Origin of the sequence: Nodosilinea nodulosa PCC 7104 (genome assembly GCF_000309385.1) — a bacterium.
Taxonomy (GTDB): domain Bacteria; phylum Cyanobacteriota; class Cyanobacteriia; order Phormidesmidales; family Phormidesmidaceae; genus Nodosilinea; species Nodosilinea nodulosa.
Map to the genome: position 1 here is coordinate 1468576 of NZ_JH976537.1, position 19276 is coordinate 1487851.

At 56.8% G+C, this 19276-nt stretch carries 19 protein-coding genes; 9 read left to right on the forward strand and 10 right to left on the reverse strand.

All coding sequences use genetic code 11. The features are described from left to right. Positions 1–121: 121 nt before the first annotated feature. Positions 122–799: a serine hydrolase gene (locus tag LEPTO7104_RS33000; protein WP_017297765.1), complete on the reverse strand. Its 678-nt coding sequence runs from the start codon at positions 797–799 to the stop codon at positions 122–124. A gap of 469 nt (positions 800–1268) precedes the next feature. On the opposite strand from LEPTO7104_RS33000, the gene LEPTO7104_RS0106620 reads away from it, so the two are divergent. The 3 genes from LEPTO7104_RS0106620 (at position 1269) to LEPTO7104_RS0106630 (ending at position 4111) form a co-directional block, all read left to right on the forward strand. After that, positions 1269–2375: a metal ABC transporter solute-binding protein, Zn/Mn family gene (locus tag LEPTO7104_RS0106620; RefSeq protein WP_026072437.1), complete on the forward strand. Its 1107-nt coding sequence runs from the start codon at positions 1269–1271 to the stop codon at positions 2373–2375. 9 nt (positions 2376–2384) lie between these two features. Continuing rightward, positions 2385–3149, forward strand: a complete 765-nt coding sequence (locus tag LEPTO7104_RS0106625; RefSeq protein WP_017297768.1) for a metal ABC transporter ATP-binding protein — start codon at positions 2385–2387, stop codon at positions 3147–3149. Between the two features lie 131 nt (positions 3150–3280). Next, the gene (locus tag LEPTO7104_RS0106630; RefSeq protein ID WP_026072438.1) at positions 3281–4111 is read left to right on the forward strand and encodes a metal ABC transporter permease; all 831 of its coding nucleotides are present in this window, start codon (positions 3281–3283) and stop codon (positions 4109–4111) included. 222 nt (positions 4112–4333) lie between these two features. On the opposite strand, the gene LEPTO7104_RS33005 is transcribed toward LEPTO7104_RS0106630, so the two are convergent. Next, complete coding sequence (locus LEPTO7104_RS33005) at positions 4334–5224, reverse strand: polysaccharide deacetylase family protein (RefSeq protein WP_225886936.1); 891 nt, start codon at positions 5222–5224, stop codon at positions 4334–4336. Between the two features lie 453 nt (positions 5225–5677). Between LEPTO7104_RS33005 and LEPTO7104_RS33010 the strand changes: the two genes are divergently transcribed. Beyond that, positions 5678–6418 (forward strand): 16S rRNA (uracil(1498)-N(3))-methyltransferase, encoded by a 741-nt coding sequence (locus LEPTO7104_RS33010; protein ID WP_017297771.1) that lies wholly within the window; start codon positions 5678–5680, stop codon positions 6416–6418. Between the two features lie 114 nt (positions 6419–6532). Further along, a complete protein-coding gene (locus tag LEPTO7104_RS0106645; protein ID WP_017297772.1) occupies positions 6533–6988 on the forward strand; it encodes a Fur family transcriptional regulator in 456 nt (151 codons plus the stop codon). Between the two features lie 133 nt (positions 6989–7121). Here the strand turns inward: LEPTO7104_RS0106645 and LEPTO7104_RS0106650 are convergent, their stop codons facing one another. From LEPTO7104_RS0106650 to LEPTO7104_RS0106670, 5 genes are all read right to left on the reverse strand, one after another. Further along, the gene (locus LEPTO7104_RS0106650; RefSeq protein ID WP_017297773.1) at positions 7122–7577 is read right to left on the reverse strand and encodes a hypothetical protein; all 456 of its coding nucleotides are present in this window, start codon (positions 7575–7577) and stop codon (positions 7122–7124) included. Positions 7578–7716: 139 nt separating this feature from the next. Beyond that, positions 7717–9213, reverse strand: coding sequence for a cryptochrome/photolyase family protein (locus LEPTO7104_RS0106655; protein ID WP_017297774.1), 1497 nt, complete (start codon positions 9211–9213; stop codon positions 7717–7719). A gap of 80 nt (positions 9214–9293) precedes the next feature. Then, the gene (locus LEPTO7104_RS0106660; RefSeq protein WP_017297775.1) at positions 9294–9620 is read right to left on the reverse strand and encodes a DUF3082 domain-containing protein; all 327 of its coding nucleotides are present in this window, start codon (positions 9618–9620) and stop codon (positions 9294–9296) included. Between the two features lie 47 nt (positions 9621–9667). Further along, the gene (locus LEPTO7104_RS0106665) at positions 9668–11122 is read right to left on the reverse strand and encodes a protein adenylyltransferase SelO (protein ID WP_017297776.1); all 1455 of its coding nucleotides are present in this window, start codon (positions 11120–11122) and stop codon (positions 9668–9670) included. 197 nt (positions 11123–11319) lie between these two features. Further along, complete coding sequence (locus LEPTO7104_RS0106670) at positions 11320–12240, reverse strand: SUMF1/EgtB/PvdO family nonheme iron enzyme (RefSeq protein WP_026072439.1); 921 nt, start codon at positions 12238–12240, stop codon at positions 11320–11322. Between the two features lie 233 nt (positions 12241–12473). On the opposite strand from LEPTO7104_RS0106670, the gene LEPTO7104_RS0106675 reads away from it, so the two are divergent. Then, positions 12474–13364, forward strand: a complete 891-nt coding sequence (locus LEPTO7104_RS0106675) for an alpha/beta fold hydrolase (protein WP_017297778.1) — start codon at positions 12474–12476, stop codon at positions 13362–13364. Positions 13365–13415: 51 nt separating this feature from the next. On the opposite strand, the gene LEPTO7104_RS0106680 is transcribed toward LEPTO7104_RS0106675, so the two are convergent. The 3 genes from LEPTO7104_RS0106680 to LEPTO7104_RS0106690 form a co-directional block, all read right to left on the reverse strand. Continuing rightward, the gene (locus LEPTO7104_RS0106680) at positions 13416–14501 is read right to left on the reverse strand and encodes a serine/threonine-protein kinase (RefSeq protein WP_017297779.1); all 1086 of its coding nucleotides are present in this window, start codon (positions 14499–14501) and stop codon (positions 13416–13418) included. Between the two features lie 325 nt (positions 14502–14826). Next, on the reverse strand, positions 14827–16551 hold the full coding sequence (locus LEPTO7104_RS0106685; RefSeq protein WP_026072440.1) for a helicase HerA domain-containing protein: 1725 nt from the start codon (positions 16549–16551) through the stop codon (positions 14827–14829). A 209-nt stretch (positions 16552–16760) separates the two neighbouring features. Then, positions 16761–17303, reverse strand: coding sequence for a hypothetical protein (locus LEPTO7104_RS0106690; protein ID WP_155523543.1), 543 nt, complete (start codon positions 17301–17303; stop codon positions 16761–16763). Between the two features lie 238 nt (positions 17304–17541). Here LEPTO7104_RS0106690 and LEPTO7104_RS0106700 point away from each other — a divergent pair, with 238 nt between their 5' ends. The 3 genes from LEPTO7104_RS0106700 to LEPTO7104_RS0106710 all read left to right on the forward strand — a co-directional run bounded on the left by LEPTO7104_RS0106700 (position 17542) and on the right by LEPTO7104_RS0106710 (position 19266). Continuing rightward, entirely contained in the window at positions 17542–17877 is a 336-nt protein-coding gene (locus LEPTO7104_RS0106700) for a nucleotidyltransferase family protein (protein WP_017297783.1), read from the forward strand. A gap of 89 nt (positions 17878–17966) precedes the next feature. Further along, positions 17967–18707, forward strand: a complete 741-nt coding sequence (locus LEPTO7104_RS0106705; protein ID WP_017297784.1) for a hypothetical protein — start codon at positions 17967–17969, stop codon at positions 18705–18707. Next, positions 18697–19266 (forward strand): hypothetical protein, encoded by a 570-nt coding sequence (locus LEPTO7104_RS0106710; protein WP_017297785.1) that lies wholly within the window; start codon positions 18697–18699, stop codon positions 19264–19266. Before LEPTO7104_RS0106705 ends, LEPTO7104_RS0106710 begins: the two co-directional genes overlap by 11 nt. The last annotated feature ends 10 nt before the right edge of the window (positions 19267–19276 follow it).

Sequence of the window (19276 nt, forward strand, 5' to 3'; positions counted from 1 at the left end):
CTACTGGCAGGACATAGATGGCTGAAAGTCTTGACTGGTAGGCACTTTCTGTCCACCAGACTTAGGGGAAAGCCGATGCAGGTGCAGAGTCCATGGATTCGTTGGTTGATAGGATGCTGGGCTAATCCAGCAAATAGGTATAGGTTGTCCTTGAGACTTCCTGAATAAAATTACGACCTCGAACGTCATTGTAGGGACAAGTGACGAAAATACCGGCCAGATATTGTTTGCCAGTAGGCATGATGATCAGCCCAGCATCGCCAATCAAAAAACCGATATCCCCCGTTTTATCGGCAATATTGGCTCCAGGCCCCAGCCCGGCAGGCAGCAGGGAGCGAATGGTGGTGTGGCGCAACAGGTTCAGCACCTGGTCTTGACTCTGGGAAGACAGCAGGTTTTCCTCGACTACCTGGGCCAGGAGCGATACCATGTCTTCAGCGCTGGTGGTGTTGGTACCGCGCAGGTCTGCCAGCAAATTATGCATGACCGTATGCTGCAGTCCCCAACTGCGGAACCGAGCATTTAAGCAATCTATGCCGCCTAAATGGTCAATGATCAGGTTGGTAGCCGTGTTGTCGCTGATCGTGATCATTCGCTTCAGGACTTCCTTGGCCGAATAATGACTGCCGATCGGCTCGTACTGCATGGCGCCTGAACCACCCGTAAGCAGGTCTCTCCGCAGCACTAACGTGTCGTTCAAGCTCACCTTTCCGGCATCGAGATCCTGGTAGAAGGCGATTAAAATTGTCAGCTTGATAGTGCTGGCGGCAGGGAACACCTGATTACCGCCAAGATACATGTGTAAAGACTTACAGCCCTACAGCCCAGCTTGGGATAGCGGGTACCTTAGCTAACAGCGTGGTCAACCTGGCGGATGAAGTCGACTGAGAATTGCCTCGACCGTCTATGGAACCTTCGGTTGGGCACCTTTACTTCTATATTTATTCTCTATCAAAAAATAATAAAACGCCCTTATCTCTCATAGAGTCATCGACTACCTAATAGCTGTCGCTAGCTCGATCACCTGTCCTTTATGCAACGGAGTCCATCACTTCTGGGCTGAGAGGTCATCGGCTGGCTGATGCACGGCATCTAGCTCTGCTTGCTGATAGCGCAGCCAGGCGGTGTGAATGGGTTGCACTTTCTTGAGATGGCAAGCCACTTTTCACAGCAAGTGCTATACAATAACTGAATGATAATCATTCTCATGATATCCTGTGGAAATGGCGTAACGCTCAATTTCGCTTGGCGGTACGAGGATGGGGAAAATGAATGACTCGAAAATGGGGCTCCGGCAAAAAGGTGAGCTTGTGCATTGGTTATCTGGGGTAATTGTGTCTGCGATCGCCGTTAGTTTAGGCAGTTGTGCAACCAATGCACCTTCGACTAGCTCGGATTCACAGACTCAACCGTCTTCAGCAGCAGCAACGGGTGAGTTGCAGGTGATAACGACCATTCTGCCCATCACTGAGTTTACAAAAGCGGTAGCGGGCGATCGCGCCGAAGTTACGCAGCTTTTACCTAACAACGTTGGACCCCACGATTATCAGGCTCGACCGGAGGATGCCCAGCGGTTAGCTAACGCTGATGTTCTGGTGGAAAATGGCCTGGACCTGGAGGAGTTTTTAGACGACCTAGTTACTAATGCTGGTAGTACAGATCTGAAGATTATTGACTCCAGTGAAGGAATTGCAACTATCTCGAATGAAGACGTTGAAGGTGATGACCATGCTCATGCCGAAGGGGAAGAACACGCTGAAGAAGGGGATCACCATCATGGAGAATTTAATCCCCATATCTGGCTTGATCCCGAACGGGCCGTTCAGCAGGTGGAAAACATTCGAGACGGGCTGATTGCGGCTGATCCAGAGGGTGAGGCTGAATACAAAGCGAATGCAGCCGCTTACATTGCTAAACTGCAGCAGCTCGATCAAGAATTTAGTCAGCAACTTCAACCGTTTGCGGGGAAAACCTTTGTCACCTACCACGACTTTGCGCCTTATTTTGCTCAGCGCTACAACCTCAACGCGGAGTTTCTAGTCGGAATCCCTGAAGAAAATGCGTCCCCCGATGATGTTCAACGGGTGATTAATGCCGCAAAATCTTCAGATCTCAAGACCCTGCTAACAGAACCCCAAGCTGCCGGGAATCCATTCTCTGCATTGGCAAAGGATCTGAATGTGCAGGTGAGTGATTTCGACCCAATGGAGACGGCTGGGGAAGATGGGTTACAACCTGACTATTACTTCACGGTGATGCGCCAGAACCTGACGAATTTGACCACCGCTTTGGGAGGGCAGTCTACTCAATCGTTTTTACCGGCTTTACGGCCCAGCGTCGCTGTCGTGCCCCAAACCGTTGGGGTTGGGTTCTAGGAGGGTTGCTTGAAAGAAATCGTGTTATCGGTGGAGAAACTCACGGTTTATCGAGAAACCTACGCGGCGGTGCAAGATGTCTCATTTGAGTTAGAGGCAGGCACGGATATGGCGATCGTCGGTTCTAATGGGGCGGGTAAATCAACTCTGGTGCAAGCAATTCTAGGAATTCTGCCCCGTCAGGCAGGTGAGGTTTTGATCTTGGGGCGACCTCTGACTCGTCGCGGCCATCTGCCGTCCTCCATCCGTCAGCAGATTGCCTACTTGCCGCAAAACTTTCTGTTCGATCGCCGTATCCCCATCACCGTCAACGAGTTAGTCGCCCTCGGCTGGGATGATCTGGGGCCAAAGCTGCCCTGGGCTAACCAAAAGCAGCGTCGCCTGGCCGTTCGTCAAGCCCTAGAGCGAGTCGATGCTCTGCACCTGGGCACCCAACCCATCAGCCGCCTCTCGGGCGGTGAAACCAAACGCGCTCTGCTTGCCTACTGCCTGGTGCGCCCCCGCCGCCTGCTGATTCTCGACGAAGCCCCTGCTGGGTTAGACGTGCGCGGTGAGTCGGAGTTTTACCAACTGCTCTACCAGCTCAAGCAAGAGCAGGGCTGGGCCATTCTGCAGATTTCCCACGACCTTGACATGGTGCGAAAGCATTGCGATCGCGTCCTCTGCCTCAACCGATTTCTTCGCTGCCAAGGTGCCCCAGATTATGCGCTATCGCCTGATAACTTAGCCGCTGTGTATGGGTCGGATTTTGTGCGATATCGACATCAGCACTAGCGGGGCAGGTGTCGGGTGTCAGGAAGAAGCCTAATACCCGATACCCAAAACCCGATAACCCGATACTCCACCCCTGCCCCTCCCAGGAGGGGATCCCAAAATCCAAAACCCGAAACCCAAAACCCCTCCCCATGTCCGACCTCACCCGTGTCATCGAACTCTTCCAACTTCCCTTCATGCAGCGAGCGCTGTTGGGTGGTGTCCTCACCGGCCTGATGGGTGGCCTAATGGGAAGCTTCACCATCTTGCGGCAGCTGTCGTTTTTTAGCGATGCCCTGGGGCATTCGGCGCTGCTGGGCATCAGCATAGGCCTGCTGCTGGGGATAAACCCATCCTTGGTGCTGTTGCCGTTTGCGGTGCTGTTTGCTCTAGGCATTACCTATTTGCTAGAGCGCACGCGGCTGTGGACCGATGCGCTGCTGAATATTGTCTACTCATCGTCCCTGGCAATCGGGGTGATTGTATTGTCCTTTGTAGGGCAGTACAAGGGGGGCATTAACAACATTTTGTTTGGCGATATTTTGGCGGTGCGACAAAGCGATCTGGTGGTGAGCGCGCTGCTGGTGGTGGTGTGCATAGGGTTTGTGGGGCTGACGCTGCGATCGCAGATATTGCTCACCCTGCATGAACCACTGGCGATCGCCAGTGGCATTGCGGCCTCGGCCCATCGCACCGCCTTTATTGTGCTGCTGGCCCTGGTAGTAGGGGTGTCGATTAAAGCGATCGGGGTACTGCTGATTAGCGCTTTTGTGGTAATTCCGGCCTGTGCAGCTCGAATGCTCAGCCGTACTTTTACAGGATATGTGATGCTATCGGCAGGGCTGGGGGCGCTGGGGGCCGTGCTGGGCATGGTGTTGTCAGCTCTGTTAAACCTGCCGTCGGGGCCGGCCATTGTGACCATGCAGCTTGCGATTTTTCTGGTTGCCATGGTTTTGCCGAGGACGAAATTGTCGGCGGTTTAAGAGAGGGGTATACGGTGCACGGTGCAAGGTTTGCGGTGCACGGTCCAAACCGCCAACCGCCAACCGCAAACCGCCAACCGCAAACCGCAATCCACAAACCGTAAACCACACCCCCTATCCCCCCTATGACTTCCCCATCCCCAGCCATCCCCAGATGTATGCCATCCACTACCTGAATGTGCCATCGGGTTCCTGCATTGTCTTATACCAAATCCTGTTTGGTTACCCCCGATTCGCGATTGCACCCACAATTTCTTCAAACCGCGATTGCCCAAACCGCATAATTGAAAGCAAATCATCAGACTTGTTCGCAACACACTCTACTTGAGCATCAAGACTCATGCTCAAAGCCGCCAGGTAGCCTGCTTCCGTCACTTTTTGCTTGACCGACTCAATAAAATCCCCTTCTGGATAGGTGAAATATTGAATGGGTACGCCCAAATTCTGCTCTAAGACTCTTTTTGACTCTTGCAATTCGTAAGTGACTTTTTCAGGGCTGAGGGTATCCAGCCGCAAGTGATTCACCGTATGAGATGCAACGGTAATCAACCCACTTTGCACCATTTCTTGCAGTTGTTCCCAGGTCGCTTTCGGCTTGCCTGCCTGGCTGCCCACATAATGGGTATGCACCGACCACACAGCAGGATAGTTGTATTGCTTCAGCAGGGGAAACGCATACTCATACTCACCCAAATAATTATCATCAAAGGTGAGCAGAATCGGTTTTGGCGGTAACGTCGCACCCGTCCGCAAATGTTGCACAAGTTGCTCTAACGTGATGGGTGTCAATCCCTTTTCCTGAATGGTTTGGAAGTGTTTGGCTAAATGATCCGGCGTAATGTCCCAGTCCACATCCTTCACAGGCTTGACATCGTGATACATGATGATAGGAATATCAAGATTTCGAGCCTTGGCGCTAATTTCTGGAAACGGAGCGGCTGGCAACTCAGGCTGGGGAGATACTGCCGTTGGGGAAGGACTCGCCGCGATCGCGGGGGAAGGCAGGTTACTCAATTCGGGAGCCGGACGGGTTATCCGCAGCATCAGTGCGGTGCCGATCGCCAGCACAACACCAAGCAATGCCAGTACGACCCAAAGAACACCCTTACGCATACGGTACATTCCACCTCTAATCCCAGCTAGACAAGCAAATTATAGGGGTTACGCTTCCCGGCGTTGCTGAATAGCAGTATGAATTTGTGGACTCCTAGGTGAGTTCTCAATGCGTCTGGCCCTTGCTTCATACCCCGAATCAGCAACGTCTCAAAATCCTCGGGTATTTTCGTCTCCAGAATTGTCCTAAGCTACGGGGTCTAAATGACCTCAGGGCTAGGGATAGCGCCGTTGTCTGGGCAAATACCGAAGGAAATTGGAAAAAGCTTCACAAACAGCTTATTGGTCCTTTACGTAAATTCTCCTATGGTAGTCATGAGCCGCAAGGTTCTTATAGGGTACGTACTATACTGAAACATCTAAAAACCAGGGCCTCCAGCTTTCGAGCTGGGGGCCTTAGTTATTGGGGTTCACGGTATAAGGGGAAGGCGTTGACTTAGGGAGTGGGGGGCCGTGCAGCGGTTAGTGATTGAGCCAAATCAGGTAGTGGCGAATCAGCTTCGCCTCAGCAGCACGCAGCAGCACTACCTATACCGGGTGCTGCGCCTGGGGACGGGGCAGCAGGTTGTCGTCCTCGACGGGCTTGGGAAGCAGTGGATTGCCACGCTGACGGCGGGGTCTGATGTGGCGGCGATCGCCGCCATTGCCGTCTCGCCCCCACCGGCCCAGGCCCCGATTACCCTGGCGATCGCGCTGCCCAAGGGCAATGGCTTTGACGACGTGGTGCGTCAGGCCACGGAGCTGGGGGTGAGCGCGCTGCAGCCGCTGATTAGCGATCGCACCCTGCACCAGCCCAACCCCAAAAAGCTGGAGCGCTGGCAGCGGATTGCCCTAGAGGCCACCGAGCAGTCAGAACGCCTGCTGCTGCCCCAGATCTGGCCTCCCTTGCCTTTGAGGGACTACCTGGCGCAAGCCACCGAAGGCCGCCGCTGGATCTGCGTGGCGCGGGGCGATGCACCCCACCTGCTGGCGCTGGCGCTAACCAGCGATCCACTGATCCCGGTGGCGATTGCCATTGGCCCAGAGGGCGGGTGGACTGCGGCTGAAGTGGAGGGCGCGATCGCGGCAGGTTTTCAGCCCGCTTCCCTTGGTCCCTACATTCTTAGAGCCATCACCGCACCCTTAGCAGCGCTTACATTGGTAGCCTCCGCTCGTGCTCTGAAGGAAGCTCCAGAGAAATCTAAAGCAGTCTAAAGCAGTCTTCGGAGTCATTCTCAATAAGGAAAAATTATTGCAAATGTCCTAAAAAGTTCGCTACTATTCTCATTAAGGACGAGTTATTGAAATCTAGCGGGAGAAAATCAGGCTATGGCTGCTTACACTCCATCAGCCCTCAAAGCCGAGCTTAACGAGCGCGGCTGGCGCATGACTCCCCAGCGCGAGACCATGCTCAAAACCTTTCAAAACCTGCCCGAAAGCACTCACCTGAGCGCGGAAGATCTCTGCGATCTGCTCAGTAAAGAAGGCGAGCCCATCAGCCTCTCAACCATTTACCGCAACCTGAAGCTAATGGCGCGGATGGGTATTTTGCGCGAGCTAGAGCTGGCCGAGGGCCAGAAGCGCTACGAAATTAACCAGCCCGCTCCCCACCACCACCACCACCTGATCTGCGTGCGGTGCAACAAAACCATCGAGTTCAAAAACGACTCGGTGCTCAAGGTGGGGGCCAAAACCGCCGATCGCTCGGGTTACCATATTCTCGACTGCCAGCTGCTAATTCACGGCATTTGCCCCAGCTGCCAGCGATCGATCGTGCCGATTTAATCTAGATCTACGCCAAAAACCGACCAACCATTCCCTCCTGGGAGGGGTAGGGGTGGGTTCAGGTTTTAACTAGACCCACCCCGCCCTCCGGGCACCCCTCCAGGGAGGGGACGGCGCTAGCTTAAGCAAATCTCTACAGGACTTCGTGGGTGTACTTGTGCTGCTTAACGTTGTCGGTTTTTGAAATTTTGCGCTGGCTGTTGAGCACCCGCTTTTTCTCGGTGGTGTAGTTTAGCTCGCGGTGGATAGTGCCTACGGGCACCAGGCTTACCGCCTCGGGCCGAGACTGGTAGGTGCGAGCAGCGGCTAAAACACGCTCTTCGTAATCGGCGCAGGGCTGGGCTGGGGCTTCTGAAAGCTCACCCAAATTCATGGCCAGGGCCTCGGCCATGGTGGTGCCGCAGATGGCGCTGTAGGAGGTGGGCACGCCCTGAAGCACCGATTGCAAATAGGCCGACGGAATCGGCTCTAGAATTTGCAGCTCAACCACCTCGCCCTCCTGGCGCAGGTAGCAGGTGGCGCGTCCGATCACCACGTAGCTATCGGCGGGCAGGGTATTAGCGGCAGGTTGGGATGCAGTTTGAACCATGGGGCTTTACCAGAAGTTTCGACAAGAAGGCCATTGCCGAACGGCAGAAAACACGTCCACCACTCGGATCTGCATTTTAGCCCTGGGGCAAAGGCGGCTGCGATCGCGTCCCAGAACTGTCACAAAACACAACTTGCCGCTACGGATGGGCCTGGTGCCAATCCTTCGCCTGCTGCTGTATCGCCTCCAGTTCCTCGTCGTCCATCCGGTCCAGGTTTTTCAAAATAAAGCTCATCCGGCCCTGAGTTTGAAGCTGGTCGCGGTGGCGATGGAGAAAGTCCCAGTAAAAGAAGTTAAACGGGCAGGCGTCTTCCCCGGTGCGCGCCCTGTGGTTGTAGCGGCAGCCTTTGCAGTAGTCGCTCATTTTGTTCACGTAGTTGGCCGACGAGGCGTAGGGCTTAGAGGCCAGCCGCCCGCCGTCGGCAAACAGGCCCATACCAATTACGTTGGTCTGCATCACCCAGTCGTAGGCGTCGATAAACACCGCGTGAAACCAGTCTTTCACCGCCTGGGGCGAGAACCCGGCAATCAGCGAAAAGTTGCTGAGAATCATCAGCCGCTGGATGTGGTGGGCGTAGCCGGTGCGCTGAATTTGATCAATCACCTGGTGCAGGCAGTTCATCTCGACTTCGCCAGTCCAGAAAAATTCGGGTAGGGGCAGCTGGTGATTGAACCAGTTGCGATCGCCGTAGTCAGCCTCAAAGTAGCTGTACAGACCGCGCATATATTCCCGCCAGCCCATCACCTGGCGAATGAAGCCCTCCACACTGTTGAGCGGTAAATCCTGCTCTGCAAAGGCGACCTCTGCTCGCTCCACCACCTCCAGGGGATGCAGCAATCCCAGGTTCAGGTAGGGCGACAGCAGCGCGTGCCACATCGTGTCTTCCCCCGTAACCATGGCATCTTGATAGGGGCCAAAGGTCTGGAGGCGCTCTTCAATGAACCTGTCCAGTACCTGTAGGGCTTGCTGCCGGGTCACCGCCCATGGAAAGGGAGCCACGTTGCCAAAGGTGGGAATGTCTAACTTTTCAACCTTATCGATCACGGCTTGCGTAGTCGCGTCAGGCTCAAACCAGCAGGGAGCCGGGGTATCCAGCTGACCCTTCGGCGGCTTGCGGTTGTCTTTATCGAAATTCCACTGGCCACCGACGGGCTGGTCACCCTCCAGCAGCACCTCAAAGCGCTTGCGCCCTTCGCGGTAAAAACTCTCCATCAGCAGGCTTTTGCGCTGCTTGGCCCAGGCATTAAAGTCGGCGGTGCTCCAGAGAAAGAGGTTGTTGTCGAGAATGGTGAGCTGGCAGGGCAGGTCCAGCCCCTCAAGCCAGGCAGAAAAGGGATGATCGACCGGGTCCATTACCCGCAGTTCGGTGATCTGCTCAGCTTTAATCCAATCGCGCAGGGCGGTTTCGGTGTCGGCGGCGATCGCGTAGGTAACAGCCCACCCGGCCTCCTTCAACTCGTCGGCAAAGTGGCGCATGGCCGACCACACCAGCACCAGCTTTTGCCTGTGGTAGGGCCGCTCCTGGGCAAACGCCTGGGATTCTATGAAGAGAACGGGCGCATCTTTCTCGCAACTGACCAGGGCCGACTGCTTTTGCCAAAGCTGATCGCCCAGCACCCAAACCCCGATGGTCATCGCCCTGTATCCTCAAAACGGCCAGATTCATTGTTACGCAGGGCCAGGCGGAGTGCCAGGTGAGGCAGATAGAGAATGGATCAATCTTGCAGGGTGGAGGGTCGCCCGGTCAGGCGCTGAAACAGAAGCTGAAGGCCCAGCAGGAATATTCCCAGGGCGGCCAGCCCAAAGACTCCCGCCGCCAGGGCGGCCATGCCGACTACCAGGGTGCGCACAGCCGCCGAGATATTGGCCGTTGCTTGATTGTCTGTGACGATTGGGTGGGCCGCAAAGTTAGCGGCAATGGAGAGCATCAGGCGGTAGGCGAGCAGGGCCATGGTGCCCGCTACGAAAGAGCCGCTAAAGCACTGCAAGACTTTTGAGGTCGGAGGAGGGGCTAAGGAACTGGGGGTCGGGTCGTCGGCCATGGGGTTTAGTTAGAAAAACGGTTGTCTCTCAGTTTACCTAGGGTCGGTCATGCCTCACTCCCCCAGAAGGGATGCTGAATTTTGTTTAGCAAATCGTGGAAGGGCTGCCAGTCGTCTTCTGCGGCGATCGGTTCCCAAATGGCCTCAATTTCAGGGCGGAGCAGCACGGTTTGAGGATTGTTTTTTTGAAGGACGGAGGCGATTGTTTCGATAGGCTCTGGCGATACGCTCTGCAAACAGCGGTGGTAGGTCTGCCGCCAGGCTTCGAGCGGGGGCACCGCTGCCGGGTCTGAGGCTCGCAGGGTAGCGCTGAAAATTTGTCCCACATCGCTGCCCCAAGCGGGGGAAAACTGCTGGGTGAGCGACAAAAAGAAGTCGTGGTAGCCCACTTCCACAGCGTTGAGCAGGTCAAGGGTTTGGCTAATTAAGGCAGTGGCAAGCTCAGGTTCCAGATTGTTGAACCCCAGCTTTTGCAGCATGCGCTGCTGGTAGTAAGCTTCGTAGCGGTCTTTGAAGGGAGCCAGGACGGCTTCAAGGTCGGCGTCGGGCATCACCAGCTTGAGGGGCTTTTGCAGCGCTTTCAGGTTCATCTGGCAGATGATCGGCTGGTTGCCGTAGCTGTAGCGCCCGCCGTAGTCGAAGTAGGCGGCGGTAAAGCGGGGATCGTAGCGATCGATAAAGGCGTAGGGGCCGTAGTCAAAGCTTTCCCCGGTGATCGACATGTTGTCGGTGTTGAGCACCGCATGGCAAAAACCCACAGACATCCACTGGGCGGCGAGGCGGGCAACGCGATCGCACAGTTCCCCATAAAAATGCAGATACCGCTCCTGGGCGTCGGTAAACAACCGCGCCTCGGGGTAGTAAAGATCGATCACATGCTCCAGCAGCTTAGCAATCAAATCGGGGCGGTTGAGGTATTCCAGTCGCTCAAAGGTGCCAAAGCGAATGTGCGACTGGCTAAAGCGCACCAGCACCGACGATCGCGTTGGGGAAGGTTCATCGCCGCGCCACAGCGCTTCCCCGGTTTCCACCAGGCTGAAGGCGCGGGAAGTATTGACCCCCAGGGCATGGAGCGCCTCGGAAGCCAGCACCTCGCGCACGCCGCCCTTGAGGGTGAGCATGCCGTCGCCGCCGCGCGAGTAGGGCGTGGTGCCAGAGCCTTTGGTGCCAAAGTCGTAGAGGTTGCCGTTGGTGCCGCGCACCTGGCCGTAGAGAAAGCCGCGCCCGTCGCCCAAAAAGGGGTTGTACTCGCCAAACTGGTAGCCATGGTAGCGCAGGGCCAAAAAGGGCTCACGGCCCTGAAACTTGCCAAAGGCCTCGATAAAGTGGTCGTCGCTGACGGTAGCTGGGTCGAGGCCGAGCTGCCGCACCAGCTCATTGTTGCGAAAGCGCAGGATGTGCTGCTTAAACTCGGCGGCGGCGACGATGTCGTAGTAGTCATCCCCCAGAGACTCCAGGGCGGGTAGATAGTCGAGGGCAAGCAGCGGGTTGGCGGCAGTCATAGATAACGCGATGGGCGAGGGAACTTTAGCAACAAGAGTATTACTTAAGTATCGCAAATCTGACGCCCAGCGATCGCCCCAGCACCAAGGCGGGGTCAGTCAGCGTTGACAATGCCTTTCGGTTTCGGCTTGTTACTCGCAATGGCCCTACTCTGCTGCGGTGGCTCACAACAATTTCCTTTTCTGACGTCTTCCCCTCAAAGAGGCCATGGGGAAGAGCAAAGCAGCCGAAAACCGATGTCGTGGAGCCTGATATTCCGCGCACTCTTGCTGCGGTTAGCCGAGCGGCAGAACCACGGGCCGACATACCAAGAACCGCCCCGCCGCAGCCTTAAATTACTCTCGCCAGCTCCGAACCCTGTACTCCCATCGGTCGAGGCTCCGTCGTAGGTGTTGTGCCAATGGTCCAGACACCACTCCCACACATTGCCGTGCATGTCGTACAGGCCAAGCCCGTTGGCCACAAAGCCGCCAACCTCAGTGGTCTGTTGTCGGTATTCTCCTTTTGGCCCTTGGCCGTAGGCACCGGGGTAGGTTTTGCCTCTATTCTCCCAGTCGGTGCCGTCATAATTGGCCAAATCGGTGGTAATCGTCGCGCCACAGTGAAAGGGCGTTGTCGTCCCGGCGCGGCAGGCATATTCCCATTCCGCTTCGCTGGGTAAGCGGTACTGGCGACCCGTGTGCTTTACAAGGCGCTGGCAAAACTCTACAGCATCGTCCCAACTCACTTGCTCAACCGGGCGGTTGTCTCCTTTGCAGCTGGCCGGGTCGGCATCGAGGTTCTGCTCTACCTCGGGCAGAGCTGCCACCAGCTTCCACTGCGCCTGGGTAATCGGATACTTACCCATCCAAAAAGACTGAACCTTGACCTGTCGCTGAGGCCCTTCAACATTGACGCCTTTGAGGACATCGTCAAAATCGCCATACCAATTCCGGCCTTCTTCATTGGCTGGGGAGCCCATCGTAAAGGTGCCACCGGGAATTTTCACCAGGTCTAGGGTAATGCCGCTGCCCAGATCTTCTCGACGGGACTCGGCATGGCGCTGCTCCCGCTGGCTGATCTGCCCCTGGGCATTGACCGTCACCACCTCGAACTCATGCGTGGGCCATTGAGGCACTGCGCCCCCCTTCACCAGTCGTTAGTTTCACTGCGCCTGAGCGATCGCGCCTGAACTACAGTGTAGTTGAGGTATAGCCATAGTCACGTTGGTTAGGACACCCAGAAAACCTATGAACGTTCAAACGTTTGGACGCTCATAGGAGACCTGTCTTAACCAGACTGGCCACAGCTATAACTCTCGCCTTTAAAGCAATAGTCTCAATGTCTATCCCGCCAACTCTCCTTAGCACCTTGCCCTCAACGCTGAGCCAGGCGGGGTATCAGCGGTTTTGGCACTGGCGGGGCTGGCGCATTCGCTACTGGTTTCACCCCGGGCCAGGCGATGCGAATGTCCCCCCGATGCTGCTACTGCACGGGTTTGGGGCCAACCTCAACCAGTGGCGGCACAATCTGCCTGCCCTCAGCCAGGTGGCTCCGGTCTACGCCATCGACCTGCTGGGCTTTGGCGATTCTGAAAAGGCGGCGACCCTGTACGGGGCTGAGCTGTGGGCGGCCCAGGTGGCAGAGTTCATTCAGGGGGTGATTGGCCAGCCTGTGGCGTTGGTGGGCCATTCCCTGGGGGCGCTGGTGGCCCTGACGGTGACCCACAATCACGCCGACTGGGTGAAGCAGCTGGCCTTAGTTACCCTGCCGCTGGAGGCCAACCGCGAAGATTTGGTGGCTGGCTGGCTGGCAGCCCTGTCGCTGCGGATAGAGAGTCTGGTGGCGAACCCGCTGCTGCTGCGATCGCTGTTCTCCCTCATCCGCCGCCCCGGCGTTCTCCGGCAGGTGCTGACGAGCATCTACACCGTGCCCGATCGCGTCGATGAGGAGTTGGTCAACCTGTTTGCGCTGCCTCCCCGCGATCGCGGCGCGGCGCGGGCCCTGTGCTACCTGGTGCGATCGCGCACTCAATCTAGCTTTAGTCCCTCTGTCAAAGACCTGGTGGCAGAGCTGACGGTGCCAACCCTGCTGCTGTGGGGCGATCGAGACCGGGTGGTGCCCGTCGCCCAGGCCCAGGGGCTGGCCGCCCTCAGCCCCCTGCTAACCACCGACATTCTGCCCGGTGTCGGCCACTGTCTCTACGACGAAGTGGAGGCGGACTTTAATCGGCGCATGCTGGATTGGCTCAGCAAATATTAGGGGCTGTCATCCATTAGCTGCTGATGGCCCAGGCATCCACGGTTACAGCCCCTAGGGCAGCGACACCGGCCCCGCCGAACGACCCTGCTGCCCCCGGCTAAACGATCGCTTCGTGCGCCACTTGCGAATGGCCTGGGCTTCGCGCTGAATGGGGGTCAAATAGGCGTCTGCGGCCAGTTCTGCCTGCTCTCCATCAGGGGCATAGGGGGGGCGATCGCGGGTGTTCATGCAGCCCGCCAGGGCCTCCAGGTGGGGCTCTAGCTCCAGGGCGCGCTCTAGCTGATCGACCGTGGTGTAGCGGTCCTGGGCGTCGGGCATGATCATTTTGTCGAGCACCATGGTCAGGTGAGGGCTGACGGTAACGGCGTGGTGCCAGCGAATGACGCCCGTGTGGGGGTCTTGGTCAAATTCGATGGGAGTGCGGGCCGTCAGCAGATACAGGCAGGTGATCCCCAGGGCGTAGATGTCGCTGGCGTAGCAGGGGCGCAGGGCCAACTGCTCGGGGGGCGCAAAGCCAGGGGTACCGACAAACTGGGTGGCCTGCCCCTGGGCCGTAGCCTGGCCTTCGACATCGGAGAGAAACTCGCGCACGGCGCCAAAGTCGATCAGCACCAGACGGCGATCGCGCTCGCTGCGGATGATGTTGGGGGGTTTGATGTCGCGGTGCACGATTCGGTTGCGGTGAATGAAGCGCACCACCGGGATAATTTCGCGCAGAAAGTATTTGACCTGGGCCTCGGTCAAGCGCCCCTGGCGCCGCACCTCCTGGGCCAGCGTTTCGCCGTGGATGTAGTCTTGCACCAGGTAAAACTCGCCGCCCGTGGTGAAGTAGTCGAGCAGCTGGGGAATCTGCCAGTGGCTGCCCAGGCTGGCCAGGGCGCGGGCCTCCCGGCGAAAGCGCACCTTGGCCCGCTCCAGGGAAAGCTCGCTGCCAGCCTTGGGGCAGAGCTGCTTGATCACGCAGTAGGGCTCGCCGGGCAGGGTGGCGTTTTGGGCCAGGTAGGTGACGCCAAAGCCCCCCTGACCCAGTTTTTTGAGCACGCGATAGCGATCGCGAAACAGCCGATGCGACTGGTAGTAGTGGCGAATTTCAGAGTTGGCCGCGCGGTCTAGGGGTTGCCCCGGTGAATTAGCCATAGTGTCTGTCTGTCCTGGCCTCAAAAGAGGGGAAGATGCCTGTTTCCCAGTTTAATCATTAGCCTATCGGGCGACAGCCCGACTGCGGTTAACTGCGGTTAAAAGCCTACAGGAACTCAAGAATGCGACAAACTAGCAAAGCTGCCCGCAATACAGCATCTATCCCACTACCCTAGCAATTATCTAAACAATACTTAGAAACTTAAGGTTAGAGCAGCGAGAGGGCTACACACTTAGCAACGATTAGCCATCAGGGTATCACGTCAGGCGGTCAGTGGGTTAGATCGCCCCTGGGTCACAACCCCCCCCCCTGCGGCAAAAGCTCCTAAAAGCCAAGATCGGCCCGCGCCATCTCCGAGGCCCTAAACACCACCTCATCGGGCAGCTCTTCCCAGGCGGTGGCCCCCACCTGGGCATAGAAGGTGCTGTCGTAGGGGCGGGTGCGCACCACCACGGGCATCGGTACCGCATGGCCCAGCACCAGGGCCTGCTGCTTCGAGTCGAGCTTGGCCAGCACCGATCGCAGGCTTTGCCCCCCGGACACGCCGGTAAAAATGGCGTCGATGTCTTTTTCGTCGTTGAGCAGGGCGGTAATGCGGGTGCCAATCTGCGACATCACCTCGTTGTCGATGCCCGAGGGCCGCTGATCGACCACCAGCAGGGTGACGAAGTACTTGCGCATCTCCCGGGCGATGGTGCCAAAGATGGTCTGCCGGGCGGTGGCCGGGTCGAGAAAGCGGTGGGCCTCCTCGATGGTAATCATCAGCTGGCGGGGCCTGTCCACCACGTTTTTGGTCTGGAGGTAGCGATCGGCCTTTTTGACGTAGCTGGCGTGGATGCGGCGAGCGATCACGTTGGTGGCCAGCATGTAGGCCAGCATGTTCGACTGAGAGCCAAACTCCACCACCACGTGCTTGCCTTCGTCAATGGCGGCGAGAATCTGCTGAATGTAGTTGGTGCCGCTGGCCGCCTTCATATATTTAATGTCGGCCAGCCGAGTCAGCTTGCGCTGCAGCGCCATAATCGACGACTTGCTGCCCATCTTGGTCTCGCAGAACTCCTGAATCTCCTCGTTGGTCATGGTCAGCAGGCGGTTGATCCAGGCCTTGCCAAACTCGTTGCGCAGAATGATCGCGTTCTCCAGGCTGGCCTCTGAGAGATTCAGCTCGCCCCGCACCAGGTTGAGATCTTCCACATCGATCTGATCAAAGCTGATGTAGAGCTCCTGGGCATCGCGCACCCCTCGCCGCTGGGTGGCCTCGGGGTCGAGAGTAAACATCTGCACCTGGCCCGGAAACAGCTGCCTGAGGCCCTTCACGGTGCTGAACTGCTTGCCCTCGCTGACCGCCTCCCAGCCGTACTCGGAGTGCATGTCGAAGATCAAATTCACCGCCGCCCCCCGCTGAATTATGCCCGCCAGCAGCAGCCGGGTGAGAAAGGATTTGCCCGTGCCCGACTTGCCAAAGATGCCGTTGCTGCGCTCCACAAAGCGGTCCAGATCGAGGCACACCGGAACCTCCATGTCGATGGGCTGACCGATCGCAAAATTGCGCCGATGGGGGTCGTCCTCCCAGCCAAAGATGATTCGAAAGTCGCGATCGCTGGCATCGTACACCTGGCTAAAGTGGGCCGGAATCGTCTTCACCGGCAGCAGCTCTACCTCGGCACTGCTCTGCACCTCCAGCGAAGCGTAACCCTCCCCCTTCTTTTTGCTCTTTTTCTGGCTCCCCTGCCCCCCTGCCCCCTCGCTCTCCTGCTGCGTAAACATCAGCATCGGCGTCAAATTAATCGTGCCGTAGGTGCCCGTCCCCGCCAGCACCTCCTGCAAAAACAGGTTTGACGGCTCCGGCGGGTGGGCCAGAATGCGCTGGCTGCCGGTGCCCAGAGTAACGTCGGTGAGCATGCAGAAGAACTGCGATCGCCGCCCCTGCACCACCAAAAACTTGCCCACCCGCATATCTTCTACTGAGATATCGGGATGCAGGCGCACCTCTAGCCCCTGGCTCAGCGAGCCCTGGATGACCGAACCCAGCGGCTGACTCATCCCCATTGGACAATCCTCGTATGCGTTGTGCAGCGCCGGACTGGCGCTGGGCCAGCCGCCTCGACTCAGCCAAGTTTAATACATTTGTCCTGGTTCGCAAACGTGGGGGCAAAAAAAGAGCCCTGCGATACCTAGGTGTAGACAGCGCAGGACAAATTCGCTCAAGCAAAAGGGTTGGGGAGGCAGGCCAGCCGGGTCGGGCTGCACCTCAAGGGCTAAAACTGGATGCCGACGCCGCCCTGCACCGAGATCGCCATGTTGCCCCCCTGCTGATAGCCGTCAAAGGCAAAAATGGCGTTGCCAAAGGCCACCAAGTTGCTGTTGGGGAATAAATAGTCAATCCCCGGCTGCAGCACAAAGGAGGTTTTGTCGCCCACAACGGACGGAGTATTGCTTCCACCGCCGGTAAAGGATGCGCCCGCCCCCACGTACACGTCGGTGTTCCAGCTCAGGGGAACGTCGTAGGAAACCGTTGGCACAAAGGCAAACTGGCCGCCAAAGATAAAGGCCTGGGCCCGCACCGAAACGGGGTACCGCAGCAGCCGATAGCGTCCGGCAATCACCCCCTGCAAATTGCTGCCCTGCCCGGTGGCAGCATCGTTGGTGACGCCGACCCCAGCACCCACACCCACGTAGCTGCCGTAGGCCACCTGGGCTTCGGCAGCCTGGGGAGCGATCGCTGCACCCGTAACGATGGCTGCTGTCGCTAGCAGGGCGGCCCCTGCCGTATGCCCCATCCAACGCCCTAAGCTTTTCATGGAGTTACTCCTCAAACCTTCAAACTTGTTATGTTGGCCGTGTGTGCTGGGCCTATCTATATCCACCTGAACCTGTCGCCGTGGGGCGATTTCAGCCACCATTGCCCTTAGCCTGCCGATAAGCTTACTGCATGGTTCAGATTTCGACACACCAATTTTTCCCAGTCGGTAAGATTGTTGGGGAGAACTCTGCGGTTGAGGTGGGGCTGGATGGGAGGGGCGATCGCAACGCAAAACAGTGAGCTACGGATTGTCGGATCAGCAGCTTGAGGAAATCATTCAGTTCATCGCAGCCTACCCCGAGGTAGAAGAGGCAATTTTGTTTGGCTCGCGCGCAATCGGCACCCACAAACCCGCCTCCGATATGGATATTGCCATCAAGGGCGACGGGGTGAACTCAGCCCTGGCGGCCCGACTCAAATTTGACATCGAAGAAGACACCTACCTGCCCTACTTCTTTGACATCGTGGCCTACGGCACCATCACCCGCGCAGCGCTGAAGCAGCACATCGACGAAAAGGGCATCTCTATCTACCGCAGCGGCTTGTCGGACCATCAAGTCTATATAGCTTAAGTAAAGGCAACCACGGCAAGCCTCAGACTCGATGGCAAACGGGTATTCTGAGTCTAAATTAGCTGACAACTAACGCCGCGATCGCCGTGATGAACGATTCTAAAGCTCTCTTCGACTACTGGCACAGTAAAGTACACCTCAAAAATCTGAGCATTGTCTCTTCCCCTTTTCATATTGAGACCTACCGCTTACGCCACGATTGCACCAACTACGATTCTCTCCGTGCCAGTCGCGAAGTAGTGCAGCTAGACGAGCTAGAACGCAGTCGGGTCGTTGCCGTCATTAAGTATCAGTGCACAGCCCAGGTACTTCAACGGCGGGCAGGTTTTCTCAATAGCCACATTGCAGAGCTTCAGAATGAAGTCCAGGGTCTTGCCCAGGAAAATACCAGGCTGCAAAAAATAATCCGGGCACTGCAAGAAATTATCTTTGGCAAAGACCAGGATATTCAGAAGCTACAAAATCGAATTTCTATTTTAGAAACCGAAAATGAGACCTTTAGGGCCGAGGCCGAGCGAGCTAAAGCCTACAGCGACCTGCTCCAAGAGTTTGAAACCCTCAAGCAAGAATTTGAGAAAGTCGCTAAGCGCAAGCAGGAACTTGCCAAAAATAACCAACGCCTTGGCGGTCGCGTCGCCCATACCAACCGCTTTCGGAACGAACGCGATGCAGCACGGGCGGCGGCTGAAGAGCTGCGCCAAAAGCTGGCCCAGGTTACAGACTATAACCAGCAACTCCGCAGCGAAAACGAGGCGCTAAAGTCAGAACTATCTCAGCTCCGCAAGCAAACCAAACTAGGCATTGTAGAAATTCGCCGCAATGGGAATTAACGACTTAAAAGCTAGAGCCTATGAGTTAGCCGGTGTAACCAATACCCGGCGGCTTAAAGCTAAATACGCGGCGATTGCTCAACTCAACCTTCGCCTCAAAGCCTCTTGGCAAGAGGCAATTGCCGTTCTAGAAACGAACCTACCCAGCGATAACACCCCAGCAAAAGCCATTGCCAATCTAAAGGCCGAGGTTTACACGCTGGCTCAGGTCGCCACAACTCAGCAGCTCAAAACCAAATATGAACCACTAAGGGCGCTGAACTTCAGCTTCAAAACGTCCTGGGAAAAAGCTCTTACCCTATTAACTACGAACCAGCAAGATTTTCAAGCCTGGCTGGTCAACCCGCCCGAACAATACAAAGCCTTATTTGCCGAAATTGAGGCTGTTTCAGATAGCTTTAACTCCAAGCTAGAGAGGGCTAAGCAGTTGGGGCAAGAAGCCCGGGCAATGGCTATTAGCCTTGAACAGCTAGCTGAGGAAGCCCAAGAGGATACAGGGCAACTGCGGCAAGAGGCCGAAATAGCCTACCAGATCGCTCAGCAGGCCAATCTCAACTAGCCAAACTCCA

What these genes read in the sequence shown, in the direction of transcription:
- LEPTO7104_RS33000 (WP_017297765.1), bottom strand. Translation starts at nt 799, where the DNA reads ATGTATCTTGGCGGTAATCAGGTGTTCCCTGCCGCCAGCACTATCAAG.
- LEPTO7104_RS0106620 (WP_026072437.1), top strand. Translation starts at nt 1,269, where the DNA reads ATGAATGACTCGAAAATGGGGCTCCGGCAAAAAGGTGAGCTTGTGCAT.
- LEPTO7104_RS0106630 (WP_026072438.1), top strand. Translation starts at nt 3,281, where the DNA reads ATGTCCGACCTCACCCGTGTCATCGAACTCTTCCAACTTCCCTTCATG.
- LEPTO7104_RS33005 (WP_225886936.1), bottom strand. Translation starts at nt 5,224, where the DNA reads ATGCGTAAGGGTGTTCTTTGGGTCGTACTGGCATTGCTTGGTGTTGTG.
- LEPTO7104_RS0106645 (WP_017297772.1), top strand. Translation starts at nt 6,533, where the DNA reads ATGGCTGCTTACACTCCATCAGCCCTCAAAGCCGAGCTTAACGAGCGC.
- LEPTO7104_RS0106650 (WP_017297773.1), bottom strand. Translation starts at nt 7,577, where the DNA reads ATGGTTCAAACTGCATCCCAACCTGCCGCTAATACCCTGCCCGCCGAT.
- LEPTO7104_RS0106655 (WP_017297774.1), bottom strand. Translation starts at nt 9,213, where the DNA reads ATGACCATCGGGGTTTGGGTGCTGGGCGATCAGCTTTGGCAAAAGCAG.
- LEPTO7104_RS0106660 (WP_017297775.1), bottom strand. Translation starts at nt 9,620, where the DNA reads ATGGCCGACGACCCGACCCCCAGTTCCTTAGCCCCTCCTCCGACCTCA.
- LEPTO7104_RS0106665 (WP_017297776.1), bottom strand. Translation starts at nt 11,122, where the DNA reads ATGACTGCCGCCAACCCGCTGCTTGCCCTCGACTATCTACCCGCCCTG.
- LEPTO7104_RS0106680 (WP_017297779.1), bottom strand. Translation starts at nt 14,501, where the DNA reads ATGGCTAATTCACCGGGGCAACCCCTAGACCGCGCGGCCAACTCTGAA.
- LEPTO7104_RS0106685 (WP_026072440.1), bottom strand. Translation starts at nt 16,551, where the DNA reads ATGGGGATGAGTCAGCCGCTGGGTTCGGTCATCCAGGGCTCGCTGAGC.
- LEPTO7104_RS0106690 (WP_155523543.1), bottom strand. Translation starts at nt 17,303, where the DNA reads ATGAAAAGCTTAGGGCGTTGGATGGGGCATACGGCAGGGGCCGCCCTG.
- LEPTO7104_RS0106705 (WP_017297784.1), top strand. Translation starts at nt 17,967, where the DNA reads ATGAACGATTCTAAAGCTCTCTTCGACTACTGGCACAGTAAAGTACAC.
- LEPTO7104_RS0106710 (WP_017297785.1), top strand. Translation starts at nt 18,697, where the DNA reads ATGGGAATTAACGACTTAAAAGCTAGAGCCTATGAGTTAGCCGGTGTA.